Origin of the sequence: Streptomyces avicenniae (genome assembly GCF_000719135.1) — a bacterium.
GTDB lineage: Bacteria > Actinomycetota > Actinomycetes > Streptomycetales > Streptomycetaceae > Streptomyces > Streptomyces avicenniae.
This window is the reverse complement of the sequence record NZ_JOEK01000002.1, coordinates 420,899-438,385: the sequence shown is the minus strand read 5'-3', so window position 1 is coordinate 438,385 and position 17,487 is coordinate 420,899. Positions and strand designations below refer to the sequence as shown.

Annotated in this window: 15 protein-coding genes; 12 read left to right on the top strand and 3 right to left on the bottom strand. The window is 72.7% G+C overall.

Features of this window, described 5'->3' with window-relative positions; genetic code table 11:
- Window positions 1-92 precede the first annotated feature (92 nt).
- From IF27_RS06025 to IF27_RS06015, 3 genes are all read left to right on the top strand, one after another.
- Window positions 93-1,130, top strand: a complete 1,038-nt coding sequence (locus IF27_RS06025) for a LacI family DNA-binding transcriptional regulator (RefSeq protein WP_052848297.1) — start codon at window positions 93-95, stop codon at window positions 1,128-1,130.
- Window positions 1,131-1,865: 735 nt separating this feature from the next.
- Window positions 1,866-2,447, top strand: a complete 582-nt coding sequence (locus tag IF27_RS06020; RefSeq protein WP_052848296.1) for a TMEM165/GDT1 family protein — start codon at window positions 1,866-1,868, stop codon at window positions 2,445-2,447.
- A gap of 715 nt (window positions 2,448-3,162) precedes the next feature.
- A complete protein-coding gene (locus IF27_RS06015; RefSeq protein ID WP_052848295.1) occupies window positions 3,163-5,622 on the top strand; it encodes a hypothetical protein in 2,460 nt (819 codons plus the stop codon).
- A gap of 6 nt (window positions 5,623-5,628) precedes the next feature.
- Here IF27_RS06015 and IF27_RS06010 read toward each other — a convergent pair whose 3' ends face one another.
- Entirely contained in the window at window positions 5,629-6,426 is a 798-nt protein-coding gene (locus IF27_RS06010; RefSeq protein ID WP_052848294.1) for an SCO2400 family protein, read from the bottom strand.
- A 139-nt stretch (window positions 6,427-6,565) separates the two neighbouring features.
- Between IF27_RS06010 and IF27_RS06005 the strand changes: the two genes are divergently transcribed.
- The 9 genes from IF27_RS06005 to IF27_RS30880 all read left to right on the top strand — a co-directional run bounded on the left by IF27_RS06005 (window position 6,566) and on the right by IF27_RS30880 (window position 13,953).
- Entirely contained in the window at window positions 6,566-7,381 is an 816-nt protein-coding gene (locus IF27_RS06005; RefSeq protein ID WP_052848293.1) for an SOS response-associated peptidase, read from the top strand.
- A gap of 294 nt (window positions 7,382-7,675) precedes the next feature.
- Window positions 7,676-8,326: a sigma-70 family RNA polymerase sigma factor gene (locus IF27_RS06000; RefSeq protein ID WP_052848453.1), complete on the top strand. Its 651-nt coding sequence runs from the start codon at window positions 7,676-7,678 to the stop codon at window positions 8,324-8,326.
- Complete coding sequence (rsrA, locus tag IF27_RS05995; protein ID WP_052848292.1) at window positions 8,323-8,631, top strand: mycothiol system anti-sigma-R factor; 309 nt, start codon at window positions 8,323-8,325, stop codon at window positions 8,629-8,631. The genes IF27_RS06000 and rsrA overlap by 4 nt, the downstream gene beginning before the upstream one ends.
- A 239-nt stretch (window positions 8,632-8,870) precedes the next feature.
- Window positions 8,871-9,866 (top strand): tetratricopeptide repeat protein, encoded by a 996-nt coding sequence (locus IF27_RS05990; protein WP_052848291.1) that lies wholly within the window; start codon window positions 8,871-8,873, stop codon window positions 9,864-9,866.
- A gap of 116 nt (window positions 9,867-9,982) precedes the next feature.
- The gene (gene def, locus IF27_RS05985; protein WP_052848290.1) at window positions 9,983-10,612 is read left to right on the top strand and encodes a peptide deformylase; all 630 of its coding nucleotides are present in this window, start codon (window positions 9,983-9,985) and stop codon (window positions 10,610-10,612) included.
- Between the two features lie 149 nt (window positions 10,613-10,761).
- Window positions 10,762-11,496: a D-Ala-D-Ala carboxypeptidase family metallohydrolase gene (locus IF27_RS05980; protein WP_110945582.1), complete on the top strand. Its 735-nt coding sequence runs from the start codon at window positions 10,762-10,764 to the stop codon at window positions 11,494-11,496.
- Between the two features lie 132 nt (window positions 11,497-11,628).
- Window positions 11,629-12,198, top strand: a complete 570-nt coding sequence (locus IF27_RS05975; RefSeq protein ID WP_052848288.1) for an NADPH-dependent FMN reductase — start codon at window positions 11,629-11,631, stop codon at window positions 12,196-12,198.
- A complete protein-coding gene (locus IF27_RS05970; RefSeq protein ID WP_052848287.1) occupies window positions 12,195-13,685 on the top strand; it encodes a DHA2 family efflux MFS transporter permease subunit in 1,491 nt (496 codons plus the stop codon). Before IF27_RS05975 ends, IF27_RS05970 begins: the two co-directional genes overlap by 4 nt.
- 106 nt (window positions 13,686-13,791) lie before the next feature.
- On the top strand, window positions 13,792-13,953 hold the full coding sequence (locus IF27_RS30880) for a hypothetical protein (RefSeq protein ID WP_190232830.1): 162 nt from the start codon (window positions 13,792-13,794) through the stop codon (window positions 13,951-13,953).
- Window positions 13,954-14,038: 85 nt separating this feature from the next.
- On the opposite strand, the gene IF27_RS05965 is transcribed toward IF27_RS30880, so the two are convergent.
- Window positions 14,039-15,064, bottom strand: coding sequence for a ribonucleotide-diphosphate reductase subunit beta (locus IF27_RS05965; protein ID WP_110945581.1), 1,026 nt, complete (start codon window positions 15,062-15,064; stop codon window positions 14,039-14,041).
- Entirely contained in the window at window positions 15,055-17,418 is a 2,364-nt protein-coding gene (locus tag IF27_RS05960) for a ribonucleoside-diphosphate reductase subunit alpha (protein WP_110945580.1), read from the bottom strand. The genes IF27_RS05965 and IF27_RS05960 overlap by 10 nt, the downstream gene beginning before the upstream one ends.
- Window positions 17,419-17,487: the final 69 nt, after the last annotated feature.

Sequence of the window (17,487 nt, the reverse complement as noted above, 5' to 3'; positions counted from 1 at the left end):
CGGAGCGCCTCCCCGGTGTCAAGCCGTCCGGCGCCACGTCTCCCGTTCCGTGATGTAGTGGGGGAGCCTGGCGCGGCGGACGGGAGGTAGCGATGGCAGTGGTACGGCGCGGCGTGGGCCGCGACGGCAGGCCGACCCTGGAACAGGTCGCGGCGCGGGCGGGCGTGGGACGCGGCACCGTCTCGCGGGTGATCAACGGCTCCCCGCGCGTGAGCGACCGCACCCGCGCCGCCGTGGAGGCGGCGATCGCGGACCTCGGGTACGTCCCGCACCAGGCCGCCCGCGCGCTGGCCGCCAACCGGTCGAACGCGATCGCGCTCGTCGTCCCCGAGGTCGAGGCGCGCGTCTTCGCCGAACCCTTCTTCTCCGGCATCATCCGCGGCGTCAGCGCCGAGCTGGCCGACACCGACATCCAGCTTCTGCTGACCCTGATCCGCGCGCCCCGCGAGCGCACCCGCTTCGCCCAGTACGCGGCCGGGAACCGTGTGGACGGCGTCCTGCTGGTCTCCGTCCACGGCGACGACCCCCTGCCCGACCAACTCGCCGCCATGGGACTGCCCGTGGTCATGACCGGCCGCCGGTCCGCCCGCGAACCGGTCCCCTACGTGGACTGCGACAACCAGGGCGGAGCCCAGCTCGCCGTCGAGCACCTCCTCGGCCGTGGCCGCACCACCGTCGCCACCATCACCGGACCCACCGACATGTACGCGGCACGCTGCCGGCTGGAGGGCTACCAGGAGGCGATGCGCGTCGCGGGCAAGCCGCACGACGACGAACTCCTCGCCCTCGGCGACTTCACCGAGGAGAGCGGTTACGCCGCCATGAAGGAACTCCTGCGCAGGCGGCCCGCGCTGGACGGCGTCTTCTGCGCCTCGGACCCGATGGCCATCGGCGCCCGGCGCGCGCTGCGCGAACTCGGCCGCACGGTGCCGGACGACGTCGCGCTCGTCGGCTTCGACGACTCGTCCCTCGCCCGCCACATGGACCCGGCGCTGACCAGCGTCCGCCAGCCGATCGAGGGCATGGGCCGGACCATGACGCGGGCGCTCCTCCGGCAGATCGACGACCGCGAGGCCGAAGGCCCGCGCCTCGTCCTGCCCACGGAACTGGTACGCCGCGCCTCGTCCTGACCCGCACACCCCGGACCGCGCCTCCCGGCGCTCCGGCGCGTACCCCGGCGCCGCACCACGTCTCGTCCGGCACTCCTCGCCGCCCCCGCGCACGGCCCCGTCGATCCGTGGCCCCGCGCGGGGGCCGCTCCCTCGCGCCTGCCGCCCCCGGCGCGCAGGCATGTTCCACGCCCCGGCCGACCTGGAAGCGCTCCCAACAGCGCACGGAACAAGGCCGCCCGCCCGGGCGGCTCCCCGACCCGCGACCGAACCCGGCCCCCCCCGCTACAGAACCACCTCACCCCCCGCTCCACCGGACAGCACACCCGCGAAGAAAACCGGGCCCGTCCCCCTCCCCTCACCCCGCCCCCTCCCGCCGTCCGTGTGGCGTCGTCCCGCCACCGCCACCGCCACCGCCACCGCCACCGCCACCGCTGCCAAGCCGCCAGGGCGCCCGCGCCGAGCCGCCCGCGCGAGGCCGCCCTTCCCCCCGCGCATCCACGGCGGGTACTCTGAGCGGCAGCGAAGGGGAGTAGTCCCACCTCGCCGGCGTTCGACATACCGGTCCCTCCGGGGACCCGGCCGCCGGGCCGCCGCGTTCACGCGGCGGTGGACGAGACCTTCGGCTTCGGCATGACGCGCCCGTCTCCCCACCGGGAAACGGCGACCCATCGTGCCGGGCCGAGTGGTCCTCCCCGCCCCCGGGCGATGTGTGCGATGCCGCCGGTCCGGCCCTCACCGGAAAGCCCCACCCGCATGTCACTCGACCCCGTCGCGATCGTCACGGCCTTCGGACTGATCTTCCTGGCCGAACTCCCGGACAAGACGATGTTCGCCTCTCTCGCCATGGGCACCCGCATGCGCCCGCTCTACGTCTGGTTCGGCACCTCCTCCGCGTTCCTCGTGCACGTCACCGTCGCCGTCGCCGCGGGCGGCCTGCTCGGCCTCCTGCCCGACTGGTCCGTGAAACTCGTCTCCGCCCTCCTGTTCGCCCTCGGCGCCTTCCTCCTCCTGCGCGGCGGAGGAGACGACGACGAGGACGAGGCCGCCGGACGCACGGTGACCGGCTTCTGGCCCGTCTGGTCCACCGCCTTCATGGCCGTGTTCATCAGCGAATGGGGCGACCTCACCCAGATCACCACCGCCAACCTCGCCGCGACCAACGGCGCACTGCCCACCGCCATCGGCTCCGCCGCCGCCCTCATGAGCGTGTCCGCGCTGGCCCTCCTCGCCGGACAGTTCATCGCGAAGCGCGTACCCCTCAAGACGGTCCAGCGCGTCGGCGGCCTCTGCATGCTCGCCCTGGCCATCTGGACCGCCGTCGAGATCTTCGTATGACCGCCCCGGGCCCCGGCCCCGCCTCCGGCACCGCCCACCCCGGACCCCGGGCGGTGACCGGTGACCCCGCCGCACACCCGCCGCAGGACGGCGCAGTGCCGCCGCCAAGGCAAGGCATCCCGCCGCGGGGACCGCGCCGGGCCTCCCACGGCTGACGCGGCGCGCCGGGCGAGGAGGCGGACGGGAGAGGAAGGAGGCGGGGGAGGAGAGGGGGGACGGGGCGGGGGAGAAGGTTCACGTTCTCAGGCATGCACGAAGCGTAGTCATGATTACGGAGAGTAGTCAACTCGCTCGATCGGATGACGCTCGCGGCGGGGCGTCGCGTGGTGGGGCCGCCGCCGGGCGCGGGGGCGGGAGGGCCTCCGTCCCGCCGTTGTCGGGAGATCCCGATCCGCGTCCCCGGCCTCGCGGCGTGGCGCGCAGCATGGAATTCATCAATCCTTCACATGGGAATGACGCCGCGCCGCCACACGCGCTTCGCGCCCGGAACGCGAACGCGGCATTGCCGGGACATTGCGCCGCGTGGCACGTCATCGCACCTGCACACGAAGGGACTTCGCACTTCGTTAGAGTGGACGGCATGCGGATTTCTGAGCGATTCCCTTTCTGTCGGGCCTGTCGCCCGCTCCCTTTCTGATCGCTCGTCCGTAAGCCCTCTCCGCGCCCCGTGCCGTCCCCGCTTTCCGCATTCACGCCGCATTCCTGGAGTTCCGTGATGCCCGACGTCCATTTCACCCGCGGCGAAGTCGAAAAGGCGGCGGGCGGCGCGCCCTGGACCCGCCAGGACGCGTTCACCGCCGAGATCGCCCCCGAGGACATCGCCGCGACCGGGACCCTGTGGACCCGCGCCGCCCAGGAGAGCCACCGAGCCGGGGACCTCGCCCGCACGGCCAGCCGCACCGCAGCCGCCGCAGGCACCGTGGACGGGACGCCCCTGGCCGACCCGGAGCAGCGGACCACCGACACCACCCGCGCCCTCGGCAACGACGGCGAGGACGCCGACACCGCAGCCCACTACCTCGCCCGCGCCGTCGAGGACGCCCTGTACGCCGAACAAGAGGTGGACGACCTCGTCCACGGCACCGGCGGCCTGGAGCAGCAGTACCAGGACGCCCTGGAGGCCGCACGCCAGGAATGGGCCGCATGGCAGGCCCGGCCCCCCGCCACCTCCCCCCTCCTGCCGCCCCTCCGCACCGAGGACGGCCTCCTCCCGCCCCCGGGCGGTGGCGACCTGTGGCCCGGCCTCGACGAACCGGCAGAAGGCGCCGCGGGCCGCATCCGCGCCAAACACCTCAGGACCGCCACCGAGGCGGCGGACGAGACGGCCGGGGCCATCGACGACGCGATCGAGACCTACCGCCGCCGCCTCACCGACTACGCGAGCGAACTGGCCACCCTCGGCTACGACATCGCCGACGGCCCCCTGCCCCTGTGGACCACCGACGAGATGGCGCGGTACCTCGCCGAGCAGTTCGCGGAGGAACTGGACCGCAGACCTCCGGACCCCGACCGGCTCCTCGCCCTCACCGAGGGCCTGTCCGCCATCCTCGGCGACCCGCTCGACGCTCCCGGCACACCCCCCGCACGCCTCACACCGGTCACCCGCGCCTACCTCGCCACCTTCCTCGGCGCCCTGGACGCCGCCGACCTGGCCGCCCTCGGCGCGCTCACCGAACGGACCGAGGGCCTCGACCCGGGCACGGCCGGCATCCAGTTCGCCGCCGCCCAGCGCGTCGCCAACAGCGTCATGCTCCTCCTCGACCCGGAACTCGGCGGCATCGACCCCACCGACGCCGACCAGCTCTCCGCCGTCCCCGCAGCCCTTCGCCCCTACCTGGTCGGCCTCGGCGACACCTCACTGACCAAGGGCCTCACCCCGGGCCTCCTCACCCAGATCAACCCCCCGGACGACTCCTACCGCGACACCCTGGAAGCCTTCAACGGCTTCGGCACCCTCATGGCCACCGCCGACACGCCCCCGGGCGACGCGTTCGCCCGCATCCTCGCCGAGACCGCCGTCACGGCCCAGACCATGACCCAGTACCAGTACATGGACGGCGGCTACGAGGACCTCGCCAACAAGGGCAGCACAGGGCTGCTCGCCGCCGCCGCGCTGAACAGCGAGGCCAGCGCCGCACTCCTCACCGACGAGAACTTCCGCGACAGCCTCCTCAGCCTCCACTGGGAGGACAGCAGCGGCGCCGCCGCCCTCGTCGAGAGCGGCACCACCCTCCCCGACGGCATCGACCACAAGGACGCCGCCGCCGGACCCTACGTCGAAGCCGCCTACAACGTCCTCTCCTACGCGGGCGACCACACCGACGAGATCCACGGCGACCGCAACGCCACCATCGCCATGTACGCGCCCCTCGACCACGCCCCCCTCGAACGCGCCGTCGGCGACACCATGCTGCGCTACATGAACCTCGTGTCCCAGCTCTCCGGCGAAGGCGACTCCGGATTCCACACCGCCCCCGCCGGGGGCGACACCCTCTACTCCAACCTCTTCGGCGAGGAGTACCGCCACGCCTTCGAGCTGAGCCGCGACCAGCAGCACGGCCTCTTCTCCCTCATGCACCACGCCGACGACGCCGTCCGCGCGGAGTTCGAGCAAGGCGTCTCCACCTGGCAGACCACCACGGCCCACGCCGCCTTCCGCGACGACAGCCACGCCCCGTCCGCCCTCCAGGCCGTCGGCCGCGTCGCGGGCTTCGAGGACTTCGCCACCCGCGAGAACCCGTCGTCAGGACTCGCCGGGAAACAGCGCATCACCTTCATGAACACCATCAGCACCGCCGCCTGGGTCGCAGGCGGCCTCGCCGAACTGTCGGCACGCGCCGGAGCCGGTGTCAGCGTCGGCGCCTACGGCCTCATCGAGGGCCTGCGCTACGCCCTGCCCGACCCCGGCGACGGCGGCGCCAGCGAGGCCCAGTGGAACTCCATCGAACGCGGCGACCAGCCCGTCCGCACCATCGTCGCCTACGCCGCCCAGGCCGCCGACTACGCCAACCCGGCACGCGGCGAGACCGCGGGCGACTACCCCCTGCCCAAGCCCAACGGCATCAACGAGACCGACATCGCCAACGCCGTCGCCGACCTCGAAGGCAACATCTACCCCGGCTACTGGGGACAGGTCGTCAAGGGATTCGACCAGGGCTCCCTGCGCGAGGACTGAACACCCTCAGCACCAGAACCACCAGCAGTCGTCGTCATCCCCGCCCCCACCCCCGCCACCCCCGTCGTCCGTGGGCGTCGGCGGGTCGGGGGACGGCGTCCCCGGCGGCGGCGGAGCAGGCGTCGTCGGCGACGGGTCAGGGTCCTCCGTCCCAGGAGACGGAGGCACCGGCTCCTCACTGCTCGGCTCACCCGGCGCGGACGGCTCGGACACGGGCGGCGGCTCCGGCGTCGCCCCCTCGTCCTCCGGCGCGCCGGACTCCGAGGGCTCCACGACCGTCGCCCCGTCCCCGTCCGGCTCCTCCCCGCCGTCCTCCGCCACGCTCTCCCCGCCCCCCGGCGTCCCGTCCGCCCCCGGCTCCGGCACGGGCGGCACCCCCGGATCCTCCGACGCCGTCCCCCCGTCCTCCGGCACGGCCTCCCGCGACGGCGAGGGCGACGCCGCCGCCTCCGGCTCACCACCCCCGTCCGACGTCGAAAGCACCGGCGGCAGCCCCACGTCACCCACCTCGGCCACCGCCACACCCAGCACCACCAGGCCCAGCACCGTCGCCACCGCGTACCGGCGCCGCGTGCGGGGCCGCGCCGCGTGCGCCGACCGCCCCCGCCGGGACGCGCGCGCACCGTCCTCCCCCTCGGGGCCGCCGTCCGCCGCCCCCACCGACGTCGTCACGTCCCGGACGGCCGCCGCCCCCGGCCCCCCGCCGCCGTCCGCGCCACCACGCCCCCGCTCCGTCAACTCCCCGCAACCCGGGCAGATCAACGCGCCGTTCAGATGCCTGCGACAAGTCGAGCAGTAGTCCATGGGATCCCGTCTTCTGGGTGGACCGGCGTGGGGTGGCGAACACCATAGCGCCGCCCCTCCGCGAGCTCGACAGGACCGCCACCCCCCGCCACCCCCGAGGCGGACGAGGCTGTCGGTGCGCACGACTACCCTGGGTCGTATGTGTGGACGGTATGCGGCGAGCAGAAGGCCCGAAGACCTCGCAGGGCTCTTCGACGTCACGCTCTGGGACCCGGAGAACCCCCTCCCCGCCGACTGGAACGTGGCACCCACCAAAGAGGTCCACGCCGTGCTCGAACGCCCCGTGCGCGGCGAGGGCCCCGAGCCCGTACGGCAGCTCCGCGCCCTGCGCTGGGGCCTGGTCCCCTCCTGGGCCAAGTCGCCCGAGGGCGCCGCCCGCATGATCAACGCCCGCGCGGAGACCGTCCACGAGAAGACGTCCTACCGCCGCCCCTTCGCCGCCCGCCGCTGCCTCATACCCGCCGACGGCTACTACGAGTGGATCACCGGTGACGCCGAGCGCGCCCAGGAGGAGAAGGGCAAGCGGAAGCGCCCCCGCAAGCAGCCCTACTTCGTCACCCCCCTGGACGGATCCGTCATGGCGTTCGCCGGGCTCTACGAGTTCTGGCGCGACCGGACGCTGCCCGACGACCACCCGTCGGCCTGGTGGGCCACCTGCACGGTCGTCACCACCGAGGCCGACGGCGAACCGCTGCCCGAGCCCGCGGGCGACAACGGCCCCAGGACCCTCGCCGACATCCACCCCCGGATGCCCGTCGTCCTGCCCCGCGACCGCTGGGACTCCTGGCTCGACCCCGCACGCACCGACCCGGAAGCCGTACGCCCCCTTCTCACCGGCCTCCCGACAGGCCGCTTCGTCGCCTTCCCCGTCCCCGGCGACGTCAGCAACGTCAGGAACAACGGCCCCGACCTCCTGCGCCGCCTCACCGCCCCCGAGGCCGAAACCCTCTTCTGACCCCCACTGCCCCCCACCCCCTCCCGCTCCGGCGCCGGGAATGTCACACGCCCCTCGCGTGTTGACACCCCCGACAGCCGTGAGAAAGGGAGACCACGCCCCATGGGTTCCATCGCCTGCCCGGCCCGGCCCGAGCGCACCGGGCGCACACCGCAGACACGCGCCGCCGAGGTGGACTGGGCGACCCTGCGGCTGGCCGCCGGGCGGACCTCCCGACCGGCGGACCTGCCCCTTCGTCGTCTATCCTCCGAAGCGGACGAGCCCACCCTGGGGCTCACGACGTTCCCGGAGGAGGTGGGTCACGTCACCGGCACGGACGACGGCACACGTGACGACGCGAACGGCACGACGCACGAGACCGAGGCGGAACGCAACGCCCGCTTCGAACGCGACGCCCTCGGCTACCTCGACCAGATGTACTCCGCCGCACTGCGCATGACACGCAACCCCGCGGACGCCGAGGACCTGGTGCAGGAGACCTACGCCAAGGCGTACGGCTCGTTCCACCAGTTCCGCCAGGGCACCAACCTCAAGGCGTGGATGTACCGCATCCTCACCAACACCTTCATCAACTCCTACCGCAAGAAGCAGCGCGAGCCGCAGCGCAGCGCCGCCGAGGAGATCGAGGACTGGCAGCTCGCCCGCGCCGAGTCCCACATGTCCACCGGACTGCGCTCCGCCGAGTCCCAGGCACTCGACCACCTCCCGGACTCCGACGTGAAACAGGCCCTCCAGGCCATCCCCGAGGAATTCCGCATCGCCGTCTATCTCGCCGACGTCGAGGGGTTTGCCTACAAGGAGATCGCCGACATCATGGGTACCCCCATCGGCACGGTGATGTCCCGGCTGCACCGCGGCCGACGCCAGCTGCGCGACATGCTGGCCGACTACGCGCGCGAGCGCGGCCTTGTCCCGGCCGGGGCGGAGAAAGGCGCAGGGTCATGACCGGCGAACCGTCGTCCCACCCCACGGACTGCTCCGAGGTCCTCGGCCGTCTCTACGAGTACCTGGACGACGAGATGCCCGACGGGGACTGCGCCAAGTTCCGCGAGCACATCGACGACTGCGGCCCCTGCCTGGAGACCTACGGCCTCGAACAGTCGGTCAAGAAGCTCGTCAAACGCTGCTGCGGCCAGGACGAGGTCCCCGCCGACCTCCGCGCCAAGATCCTCGACCGCATCGACGTCCTGCGCACCGGCGACCCCGCCCCCGCCCCGCAGCCCGACACCACAGGCCGCCCCGCCTCCTGACCCGGCGACCATCCCGCCGTCACCCGAACGGCCCCGCCCCGTCCCCCTCCCGCCCGGCGCGCCACCGTCGCACGCCGGGCGTCCGTATGCCCCACCGCCACGCCCCCGCCGTCTCGCGCGCGCCCTCCGGCTGACCCATGCTGTGAGCAGGAGCCCGTCCGCCCATGGTTGGATGCCATCGGGTCAGGACAGGAGATGTGTGAAGTGCACGCCACGAGACGGGAATCAGGCAGGACACCGTGAGGATCTTCGGCAGGGTCAGGCAGCGGCCGTCCACGGACTGGCGGCTCGCCACCGACCGCGCTTTCACCCTCATCGACGACGGCCGCTACGAGGACGCCGACGCGCTGCTCACCCGCGCCGCCGACCTGGAGCCCTGGCTGTCCGAGTCCTGGTTCAACCTCGCCCTCCTCCACAAGTTCCGCCACGACTGGGAACAGGCCAGATCCGCCGGACTCCGCGCCGTGGCCCTCCTGGAGAAGGACGGCGGCGCCCCCGACTGGTGGAACGTCGGCATCGCCGCCACCGCCCTCCAGGACTGGCCCCTGGCCCGCCGCGCCTGGCAGGCCTACGGGCTCGCCGTCCCCGGCGAGGCGTCCGCCACCGGCGAACCCCTCGGCATGGACCTCGGCGGCGCCGCCGTCCGCCTCTCCCCCGAAGGCGAGGCCGAGGTCGTCTGGGGCCGCCGCCTCGACCCCGCCCGCATCGAACTGCTCAACATCCCGCTGCCCTCCTCGGGACGCCGCTGGGGCGAGGTCGTCCTCCACGACGGCGTCCCCCGCGGCGAACGCACCATGACCGGCATCACCGGCGGCACGTCCGTCTACCCCGTCTTCGACGAGATCGAGCTGTGGGCCCCCTCCGCCGTGCCCACCTGGGTCGTCCTCATCGAAGCCGCCACCGAGACCGACCGCGACGCCCTCGAACGCCTCGCCGCCGACGCCGGCTACGCCGCCGAGGACTGGTCCTCCTCCGTCCGCCTGCTCTGCCGCTCCTGCTCCGAGAGCCGCATGCCCAGCGAACAGGGCGACGGCATGGCCCAGCACGACCCCCACGACCACAGCGTCCCGGGACACCCGGGACCCCTCGGCCACACCGGCACCGGCACCCTGTGGTCACCCGAACGTGAATGCGGCATCGCCGCCCCCAGCGCCCTCGTCCGCGGCCTCCTCGACGGCTGGGTCGCCGACAGCCCCGACACCAGGGACTGGCGCGACCTCGAAGAGGTCTGCTGACCCCCACCGCCTCGCCCCCGCACCCGGCCGCCGCACCCGCCACGCGCCGTAAGCTGTACGGATGAACGGCCCCCCGGGCGGCCGACCCCGACACGGAAGAACAGACGGCGGAGACGATGGCGCAGCACGACACCGATGAGCCGACCGGCGACGAGTTCGCCGACGACACCCAGGACTGCGAGGAGCGCGAACGCGCCCACCGCGAACGCGGCACCGCACGTCCCATCACCGTCGTCGGACACCCCATGCTGCACCGCGAATGCCGGGAGGTCACCGAGTTCGGCGACGAACTGGCCGCCCTGATCGACGACATGTTCGCCAGCCAGCGCGCCGCAGAAGGCGTCGGCCTCGCCGCCAACCAGATCGGCGTCGATCTCAAGGTCTTCGTCTACGACTGCGCCGACGACAAGGGCGTACGGCACGTCGGCGTCGTCTGCAACCCCGTCCTCGACGAACTGCCCGCCACCCGGCGCGTCCTCGACGACAGCGACGAGGGCTGCCTGTCCGTCCCCACCGCCTACGCCGAACTGCCCCGCCCCGACGAGGCCGTCGTCCGCGGCCAGGACGCCTCAGGCAAGCCCATCGCCGTCCGCGGCAGCGGCTACTTCGCCCGCTGCCTCCAGCACGAGACCGACCACCTCCACGGCCGCCTCTACATCGACCGGCTCTCCAAGCGCGACCGCAAGCGCGCCCTCAAGATGATGGACGAAGGCACCCCCCGGTACGCCACCGTCCCCAACGACTGACACCCACCCCACGCCGCGACGGCGGCCGGACACCCCCACCCGGCCGCCCCGCCCGCAACCACCGCCCGGTTGACGCGCGTTGACTCCATGGGCCAGGCTCGGGACGTACGGTTCACCACCCCCGTGCCCGCTCCCGACCAGGAGGCGAAATGTACAGACGAGTGGTCCGCTGTCTCCTCAGTATTGTCATGCTCACATCACTCGCGGTGGCCGGAAACGTCGCCATGGCGGGGACGGCCCGCGCCGACGGCTGCTACACCTGGGGCCGCAGTCTCTCCCAGGGCGCCACCGGCGAGGACGTCCGCCAGCTCCAGATCCGCGTCTCCGGCTACCCGGCCTACGGCGCCGTCCTCGCGCTCGACGGCTCCTACGGCCCCGCCACCGCCGCCGCCGTGACCCGGTTCCAGCAGGCGTACGGCCTCTCCGCCGACGGCGTCGCCGGACAGCAGACGTTCAACAAGATCTACGAGCTCCAGGACAACGACTGCACCCCGGTCCACTTCACCTACGCCGAACTGAACCGCTGCAACAGCACGTGGTCGGGCGGCGCCGTCAGCGCGGCCCAGGCCCGCGCCAACGCCCTGGTGAACATGTGGAAGCTGGAGGCGCTGCGCCACGCCCTCGGCGACCGGCCGATCAACACGAGCAGCGGCTTCCGCTCCAGCTCCTGCAACAGCGCGGCGGGCGGCTCGGCCACCAGCCGCCACCTCTACGGCGACGCGATCGACCTCACCGGCTCGCCGACGTTCTGCCAGATCGTCCAGCGGGCCCGCTACCACGGGTTCAACGAGATCCTCGGCCCCGGCTACCCCGACCACAACGACCACGCCCACCTGGCGAACCGCTCGACCCGCTTCTGGTCCGCGCCCAGCTGCGGCATCTGACGGATCGTGCGGCACCCGCGCGGCGCCCGGTTGACATCAACTTCACTTGAAGTTTCAGAATCTTCCTCGTCAGCTTCGGGCGCCGCGCCCGGTGGCCTCCACCGGGCGCGGCGTACAGCAGAGGAGATCGCCATGTCCCCGGCAGCACCGCACCTGAAGGTCGCCCTCATCATCGGCAGCGTCCGTGAGGGCCGGTTCGGCACCGTCGTCGCCCGCTGGTTCGCGGACCTCGCGGCCCGGCACGGCGGGATCGACGTGGACATCGTCGATCTCGCCGACACCCCGCTCGCCCTGACGATGCGCGGCGGGGGCCACGAGGAACTGGGCGCCAGGCTCACCGCCGCCGACGCCTTCGTCGTCGTCACCCCCGAGTACAACCACAGCTTCCCCGCCGGTCTGAAGAACATGATCGACTGGTACAACCACGAATGGCACGCCAAGCCGGTCGGCTTCGTCTCCTACGGCGGCCTCTCCGGTGGCCTGCGCGCCGTCGAGCAGCTGCGGACCGTCTTCGCCGAACTGCACGCCGTCACCGTCCGCGACACGGTCAGCTTCCACGGTGTCTGGAACCACTTCGACACCGACGGCTTCCTCACCGAACCCAAGGGCCCGACCGACGCCGCCACCGGCATGCTGAACCGACTCGCCTGGTGGGCCCACGCGCTGCGCGAGGCCCGCGCGACCACCCCGTACGTGTCATGACGCGCGCCGCCTCCCCCGCGGCGACCGCCGCCGTCGTCGTCCTCGGCTCGATGATGACCGTGCTGGACGTGACCGTGGTCAACGTCGCGCTGGCCCGGCTCGCCGACGAGTTCGACGCCTCCCTCGCCACCCTCCAGTGGGTCGCCACCGGCTACACCCTGGCCCTCGCCGCCGTCATCCCCCTCACCGCCTGGGCCATCGCCCGCGTCGGCACCCGGCGGCTCTACCTGCTGTCCATCGGCCTGTTCACCCTCGGCTCCGCCCTCGCAGGACTGGCCTGGAGCACCGAGTCCCTGATCCTCTTCCGCGTCCTCCAAGGGCTCGGCGGCGGCATGGTGATGCCGGTCGGCATGACGATCGTCGTCCGCGCCTCCACCCCCGAGACCCTGGGCCGCATGATGAGCATCATGGGCCTGCCCGTCCTGATCGGCCCGCTCGCCGGGCCCACCCTGGGCGGCTGGCTCGTGGACGACGTGTCCTGGCGGTGGATCTTCTTCGTCAACGTGCCCATCGGCGCCCTCGCCCTGCTCGCCGCAGGACGCCTCTTCCCCCGCGAGAACCCGAGCGGCGGCGTACGGCTCGACGTACCGGGCCTGCTCGCGCTCTCCCCTGGGCTCGCCCTGCTCCTCTACGGGCTGGCCACCGGCGGCGAACGCGGCGACTTCACCGCCCCGGGCACCCTCCTGCCCACCGCCGCCGGAGTCCTGCTGGTCGGCGCCTTCACCGCCCGCGCGCTGACGGCACGCCACCCCCTGCTCGACCTGCGCATCCTGCGGCGCCGCACCACCGGCGCCGGGGTGGCCACCCTCGCCCTGTTCACCACCGCCTACTTCGGCTCCATGCTCCTGCTGCCGCTCTTCCTCCAACTGGCGCGCGGCGAGAGCGCCACGTCCGCCGGTCTGCTGGGCATACCGCAGGCCCTCGCCACCGGGCTGACGCTCCAGGTCGTCGGCCGCCTGTACGGCCGCGTCGCCGCGGGGCGCCTGGTGCTCTTCGGCCTGTCGGCGGCCGGGCTCGGCTTCGCCGCGTTCGTCACCCAGGTCGGCGCGGACACCCCGTACTGGCGACTGCTCACCCCGCTGGTGGTGATGGGCATCGGCGTCGGCTCGACGATGATGCCGATCATGACGGCCGTGAGCCGCGGCGTGCCCCAGGGCGAGGTCCCGGTCGTCAGCACCATCCTCGGCATCGCACCCCAGATCGGCAGTTCGATCGGCGCCGCGCTGGTCTCCGTCGTCCTCGCAGGGAACATCGAGAACGCCCTGCCGCGGGACACCGGGACCCTCGGCGCCGTGCAGGCGGCCGGACCTGCCGTCAGGGACGCCCTCGCACCGGCGCTCGCCGACGCCTTCCGGCACACGTACGTGTGGCCCGCCCTGCTCATCGTGCTCGCCCTGCTGCCCGCGCTGTTCCTGCCCCGCGCACGCCCGCGGCCGGACGCCCCCGCGCCCGCCGAGCGCCCCGCGCCGGTGGAGACCCCCGTCTGACCCCGCGCCCCGCGGCCCGGCCGGAGACCCACCATCGGTCACCGAGGGTTATCCTCGGTGACCGTCGGGTCAACCCGGCCGGACCGCAAGGGACTTGGAGGAGACGATGCACGAGGTCGCCGCGTGGGCCTTCCTCATCGGTGGCGCGATGCTGCTGCTGGCCGGGATGCTCGGCCGAGGCCGCGAGACGGGCCGACGGCGGCTGTTACGGGCCGCCGTCGGGCTGTGCGGGATCGCCGCGGGCGGGCTGCGCCTCCTCGCCGGATGACACGCCGGACGACACGGCCGCCCGGTCGGCACACGGCCGACCGGGCGGAACCCGCACCCGTCCCGGCCCGCGGCCGGGACACCCGTCAGAAGTCGTCGTCGAACGCGACGTTCCCCTCGACGGCCACCTGATAGGCGGACGGCCGCCGCTCGAAGAAGTTCGTCAGCTCCTGGACGTCCTGCAACTCCATGAAACCGAACGGGTTCTGCGAGCCGTAGAGCGGCTTCAGACCCAGCCGCGCCAGCCGCTGGTCCGCGACGCACTCCAGGTACTCGCGCATCGACTCGGTGTTCATCCCCGACAGGCCGTCACCGCACAGGTCGCGCGCGAACTGCAGCTCGGCCTCCACGGCCTCCCGCAGCATGTCCGTGACCTGCCGCTCCATCTCCTCGTCGAAGAGGTCGGGCTCCTCCTCGCGGACCGTGTCCACCACGGCGAACGCGAAGTCCATGTGGCAGCTCTCGTCCCGGAACACCCAGTTGGTGCCCGTCGCCAGCCCGTGCAGCAGCCCGCGCGACCTGAACCAGTACACGTACGCGAAGGCGCCGTAGAAGAACAGCCCCTCGATGCACGCAGCGAAGCAGATCAGGTTCAGCAGGAACCGGCGCCGGTCGGCCCGCGACTCCAGCTGCGCGATGTCCTCCACCGAGTCCATCCAGCGGAAGCAGAACTGCGCCTTCTCCCGGATCGACGGGATGTTCTCCACCGCCGCGAACGCCTCGACGCGGTCGTCCGGATCGGGCATGTACGTGTCCAGCAGCGTCAGGTAGAACTGGACGTGCACGGCCTCCTCGAACAGCTGCCGCGACAGGTACAGCCGCGCCTCCGGCGAGTTGATGTGCTTGTACAGCGTCAGCACCAGGTTGTTCGCGACGATCGAGTCACCGGTCGCGAAGAACGCCACCAGCCGCCCGATCAGGTGCTGCTCGCCCGGCGACATCTTCGCGAGGTCGGCCACGTCCGAGTGGAGATCGACCTCCTCGACCGTCCAGGTGTTCTTGATCGCGTCACGGTAGCGCTCGTAGAACGCCGGGTAGCGCATCGGGCGCAGCGTCAGCTCGAAGCCGGGGTCGAGCAGGTTCTTGGTCTCCCGGGCGGTGGTCACTGGCATGCCTCGCAGGACTCGGGGTTCTCCAGCGAGCAGGCCACGGCCTGCTCGTCCACGGGAACCGGGGCGGGGGTGGGGACGGTGGCGACGGCGCCCCTGGCGGAGCGCGCGATCCGCGTCGCGGGGCGCGACCGCAGGTAGTACGTCGTCTTCAGGCCGCGCTTCCAGGCGTAGGCGTACATCGAGCTGAGCTTCCCGATGGTCGGCGCGGCCATGAACAGGTTCAGCGACTGGCTCTGGTCCAGGTACGGCGTCCTGGCCGCGGCCATGTCGATCAGCGCGCGCTGCGGCAGCTCCCACGCGGTGCGGTACAGGTCGCGCAGCTCCTGGGGCAGGCCGTCGAGTTCGGCGACGGAGCCGTTGGCCTCGCGCAGGGCCGCGCGCGTCGTCTCGTCCCACAGCCCGAGCCGCTTCAGCTCGGCCACCAGGTACGAGTTGACCTGGAGGAACTCGCCGCTCAGCGTCTCGCGCTTGAACAGGTTCGACACCTGCGGCTCGATGCACTCGTACACTCCGGCGATCGAGGCGATCGTCGCGGTCGGCGCGATGGCGAGGAGCAGCGAGTTCCGCATGCCGGTGCGGGCGATGCGGGCGCGCAGCGCCTCCCACCGCTCGGGCCACGCGGCGGTGGCGTCGGCGTAGTGGTCCGGGTGGAGGACGCCGTCGGCGGTGCGGGTGTCGGCCCAGCCGCGGTGCGGGCCGTGCCGCTCGGCGAGCACGGACGACGTCTCGTAGGCGGCCAGCATGATCCGCTCGCTGATCCGCGTGGACAGCTCGCGGGCGGCGGGGGAGTCGAACGGCAGGCCCAGCCGGAAGAAGACGTCCTGGAGGCCCATCACGCCCAGCGCCACCGGGCGCCAGCGCGAGTTGGAGGTGGCGGCCTGGTCGGTCGGGTAGAAGTTCAGGTCCACGACGCGGTCCAGGAACGTGACGGCCGTGCGCACCGTCGCGTCCAGCCGCTCCCAGTCCATCCCGCCGTCCGTGCCGAGGTGGGCGGCCAGGTTGACCGAGCCGAGGTTGCACACGGCGGTCTCGCCGTCGTCGGTCACCTCAAGGATCTCGGTGCACAGGTTGGACGAGTGGACGATGGAGCCGGGGCGCGCCGTCTGGTTCGCCGTCCGGTTCGAGGCGTCCTTGAACGTCATCCAGCCGTTGCCGGTCTGCGCCAGGGTCCGCATCATGCGGGAGTACAGCTGGCGGGCGGGCACCGTCCGTTCGGCGAGACCTGCCGCCTCCGCGCGCCGGTAGGCGGCGTCGAAGTCGTCGCCCCACAGGTCCACCAGCTCGGGCACCTCGGCGGGGGAGAACAGCGACCAGTCGCCGTCCGCCTCGACCCGGCGCATGAACTCGTCCGGGATCCAGTGGGCGATGTTCAGGTTGTGGGTGCGGCGGGCCTCCTCGCCGGTGTTGTCGCGCAGTTCGAGGAACTCCTCGATGTCCGCGTGCCAGGTCTCCAGGTAGACGCAGGCCGCGCCCTTGCGGCGTCCGCCCTGGTTGACGGCGGCGACGGACGCGTCGAGCGTGCGCAGGAACGGGACGATGCCGTTCGACTTGCCGTTGGTGCCCCTGATCAGGGAACCGCGGGCGCGCACCCGCGAGTAGGGCAGGCCGATGCCGCCCGCGTGCTTGGAGAGCCGCGCGATCTGGTGGTAGCGGTCGTAGATGGAGTCCAGCTCGTCCAGCGGGGAGTCCAGCAGGTAGCAGGACGACATCTGCGGGTGGCTGGTGCCCGAGTTGAACAGGGTGGGGGAGGACGGCAGGTACGCCAGCGAACTCGTCAGCCGGTACAGCTCGGTGACCTCGGCGAGGGCCTGCGGCGACTCGTCCTCGGCCAGGCCGCAGGCGACGCGCAGCAGGAAGTGCTGGGCCGTCTCGATGACGCGGCGCGTGGTGGGGTGCCGCAGCACGTAGCGCGACTCGACGGTCCGCAGCCCGAAGTACTCGAAGCGGTCGTCCGCGCCGTCGGCGACCGCACGTTCCGTCAGCGCGTCCAGCGCCGCGGCGTGGCGCGCCACGAAGGACGCGGTGCGGTCCGAGATGAGCCCCTCGCGGTGACCGACCGTGATCGACGCGGAGAAGGAGACGGCGCCCTGTCCCGCCGCCTCGTCGCGCACGGCCAGGGTCAGCAGCCGGGCCGCGAGCTTCGAGTACGCGGGCTCCTCGGCGATGAGGGAGGCCGCGGCGTCGATGGCGAGCGCGCGCAGTTCGACCGGTCCCGCGCCGGGTTGCCGACCCCGGCGGACGGCGGCGGCGACCCGGGCGGGGTCGGTCGCGGGAAGGTCGGCGGCCAGCTCGGTCAGCGTGCGCGACAGCGCGTCTGAGACCGGCTCCGCGGGGGCGACGGGTGCAATGGTCACGGTGACGTGAACTCCCTCGAATCGCGATGGCTCGATGGGCGTTCGCGGGCAGGGAGCACCGGGCGCCTG

What these genes read in the sequence shown, in the direction of transcription:
- def (WP_052848290.1), top strand. Translation starts at nt 9,983, where the DNA reads ATGGCGCAGCACGACACCGATGAGCCGACCGGCGACGAGTTCGCCGAC.
- IF27_RS06005 (WP_052848293.1), top strand. Translation starts at nt 6,566, where the DNA reads ATGTGTGGACGGTATGCGGCGAGCAGAAGGCCCGAAGACCTCGCAGGG.
- IF27_RS06010 (WP_052848294.1), bottom strand. Translation starts at nt 6,426, where the DNA reads ATGGACTACTGCTCGACTTGTCGCAGGCATCTGAACGGCGCGTTGATC.
- IF27_RS30880 (WP_190232830.1), top strand. Translation starts at nt 13,792, where the DNA reads ATGCACGAGGTCGCCGCGTGGGCCTTCCTCATCGGTGGCGCGATGCTG.
- IF27_RS06015 (WP_052848295.1), top strand. Translation starts at nt 3,163, where the DNA reads ATGCCCGACGTCCATTTCACCCGCGGCGAAGTCGAAAAGGCGGCGGGC.
- IF27_RS05965 (WP_110945581.1), bottom strand. Translation starts at nt 15,064, where the DNA reads ATGCCAGTGACCACCGCCCGGGAGACCAAGAACCTGCTCGACCCCGGC.
- IF27_RS05975 (WP_052848288.1), top strand. Translation starts at nt 11,629, where the DNA reads ATGTCCCCGGCAGCACCGCACCTGAAGGTCGCCCTCATCATCGGCAGC.
- IF27_RS05970 (WP_052848287.1), top strand. Translation starts at nt 12,195, where the DNA reads ATGACGCGCGCCGCCTCCCCCGCGGCGACCGCCGCCGTCGTCGTCCTC.
- IF27_RS05980 (WP_110945582.1), top strand. Translation starts at nt 10,762, where the DNA reads ATGTACAGACGAGTGGTCCGCTGTCTCCTCAGTATTGTCATGCTCACA.
- IF27_RS06025 (WP_052848297.1), top strand. Translation starts at nt 93, where the DNA reads ATGGCAGTGGTACGGCGCGGCGTGGGCCGCGACGGCAGGCCGACCCTG.
- rsrA (WP_052848292.1), top strand. Translation starts at nt 8,323, where the DNA reads ATGACCGGCGAACCGTCGTCCCACCCCACGGACTGCTCCGAGGTCCTC.
- IF27_RS06020 (WP_052848296.1), top strand. Translation starts at nt 1,866, where the DNA reads ATGTCACTCGACCCCGTCGCGATCGTCACGGCCTTCGGACTGATCTTC.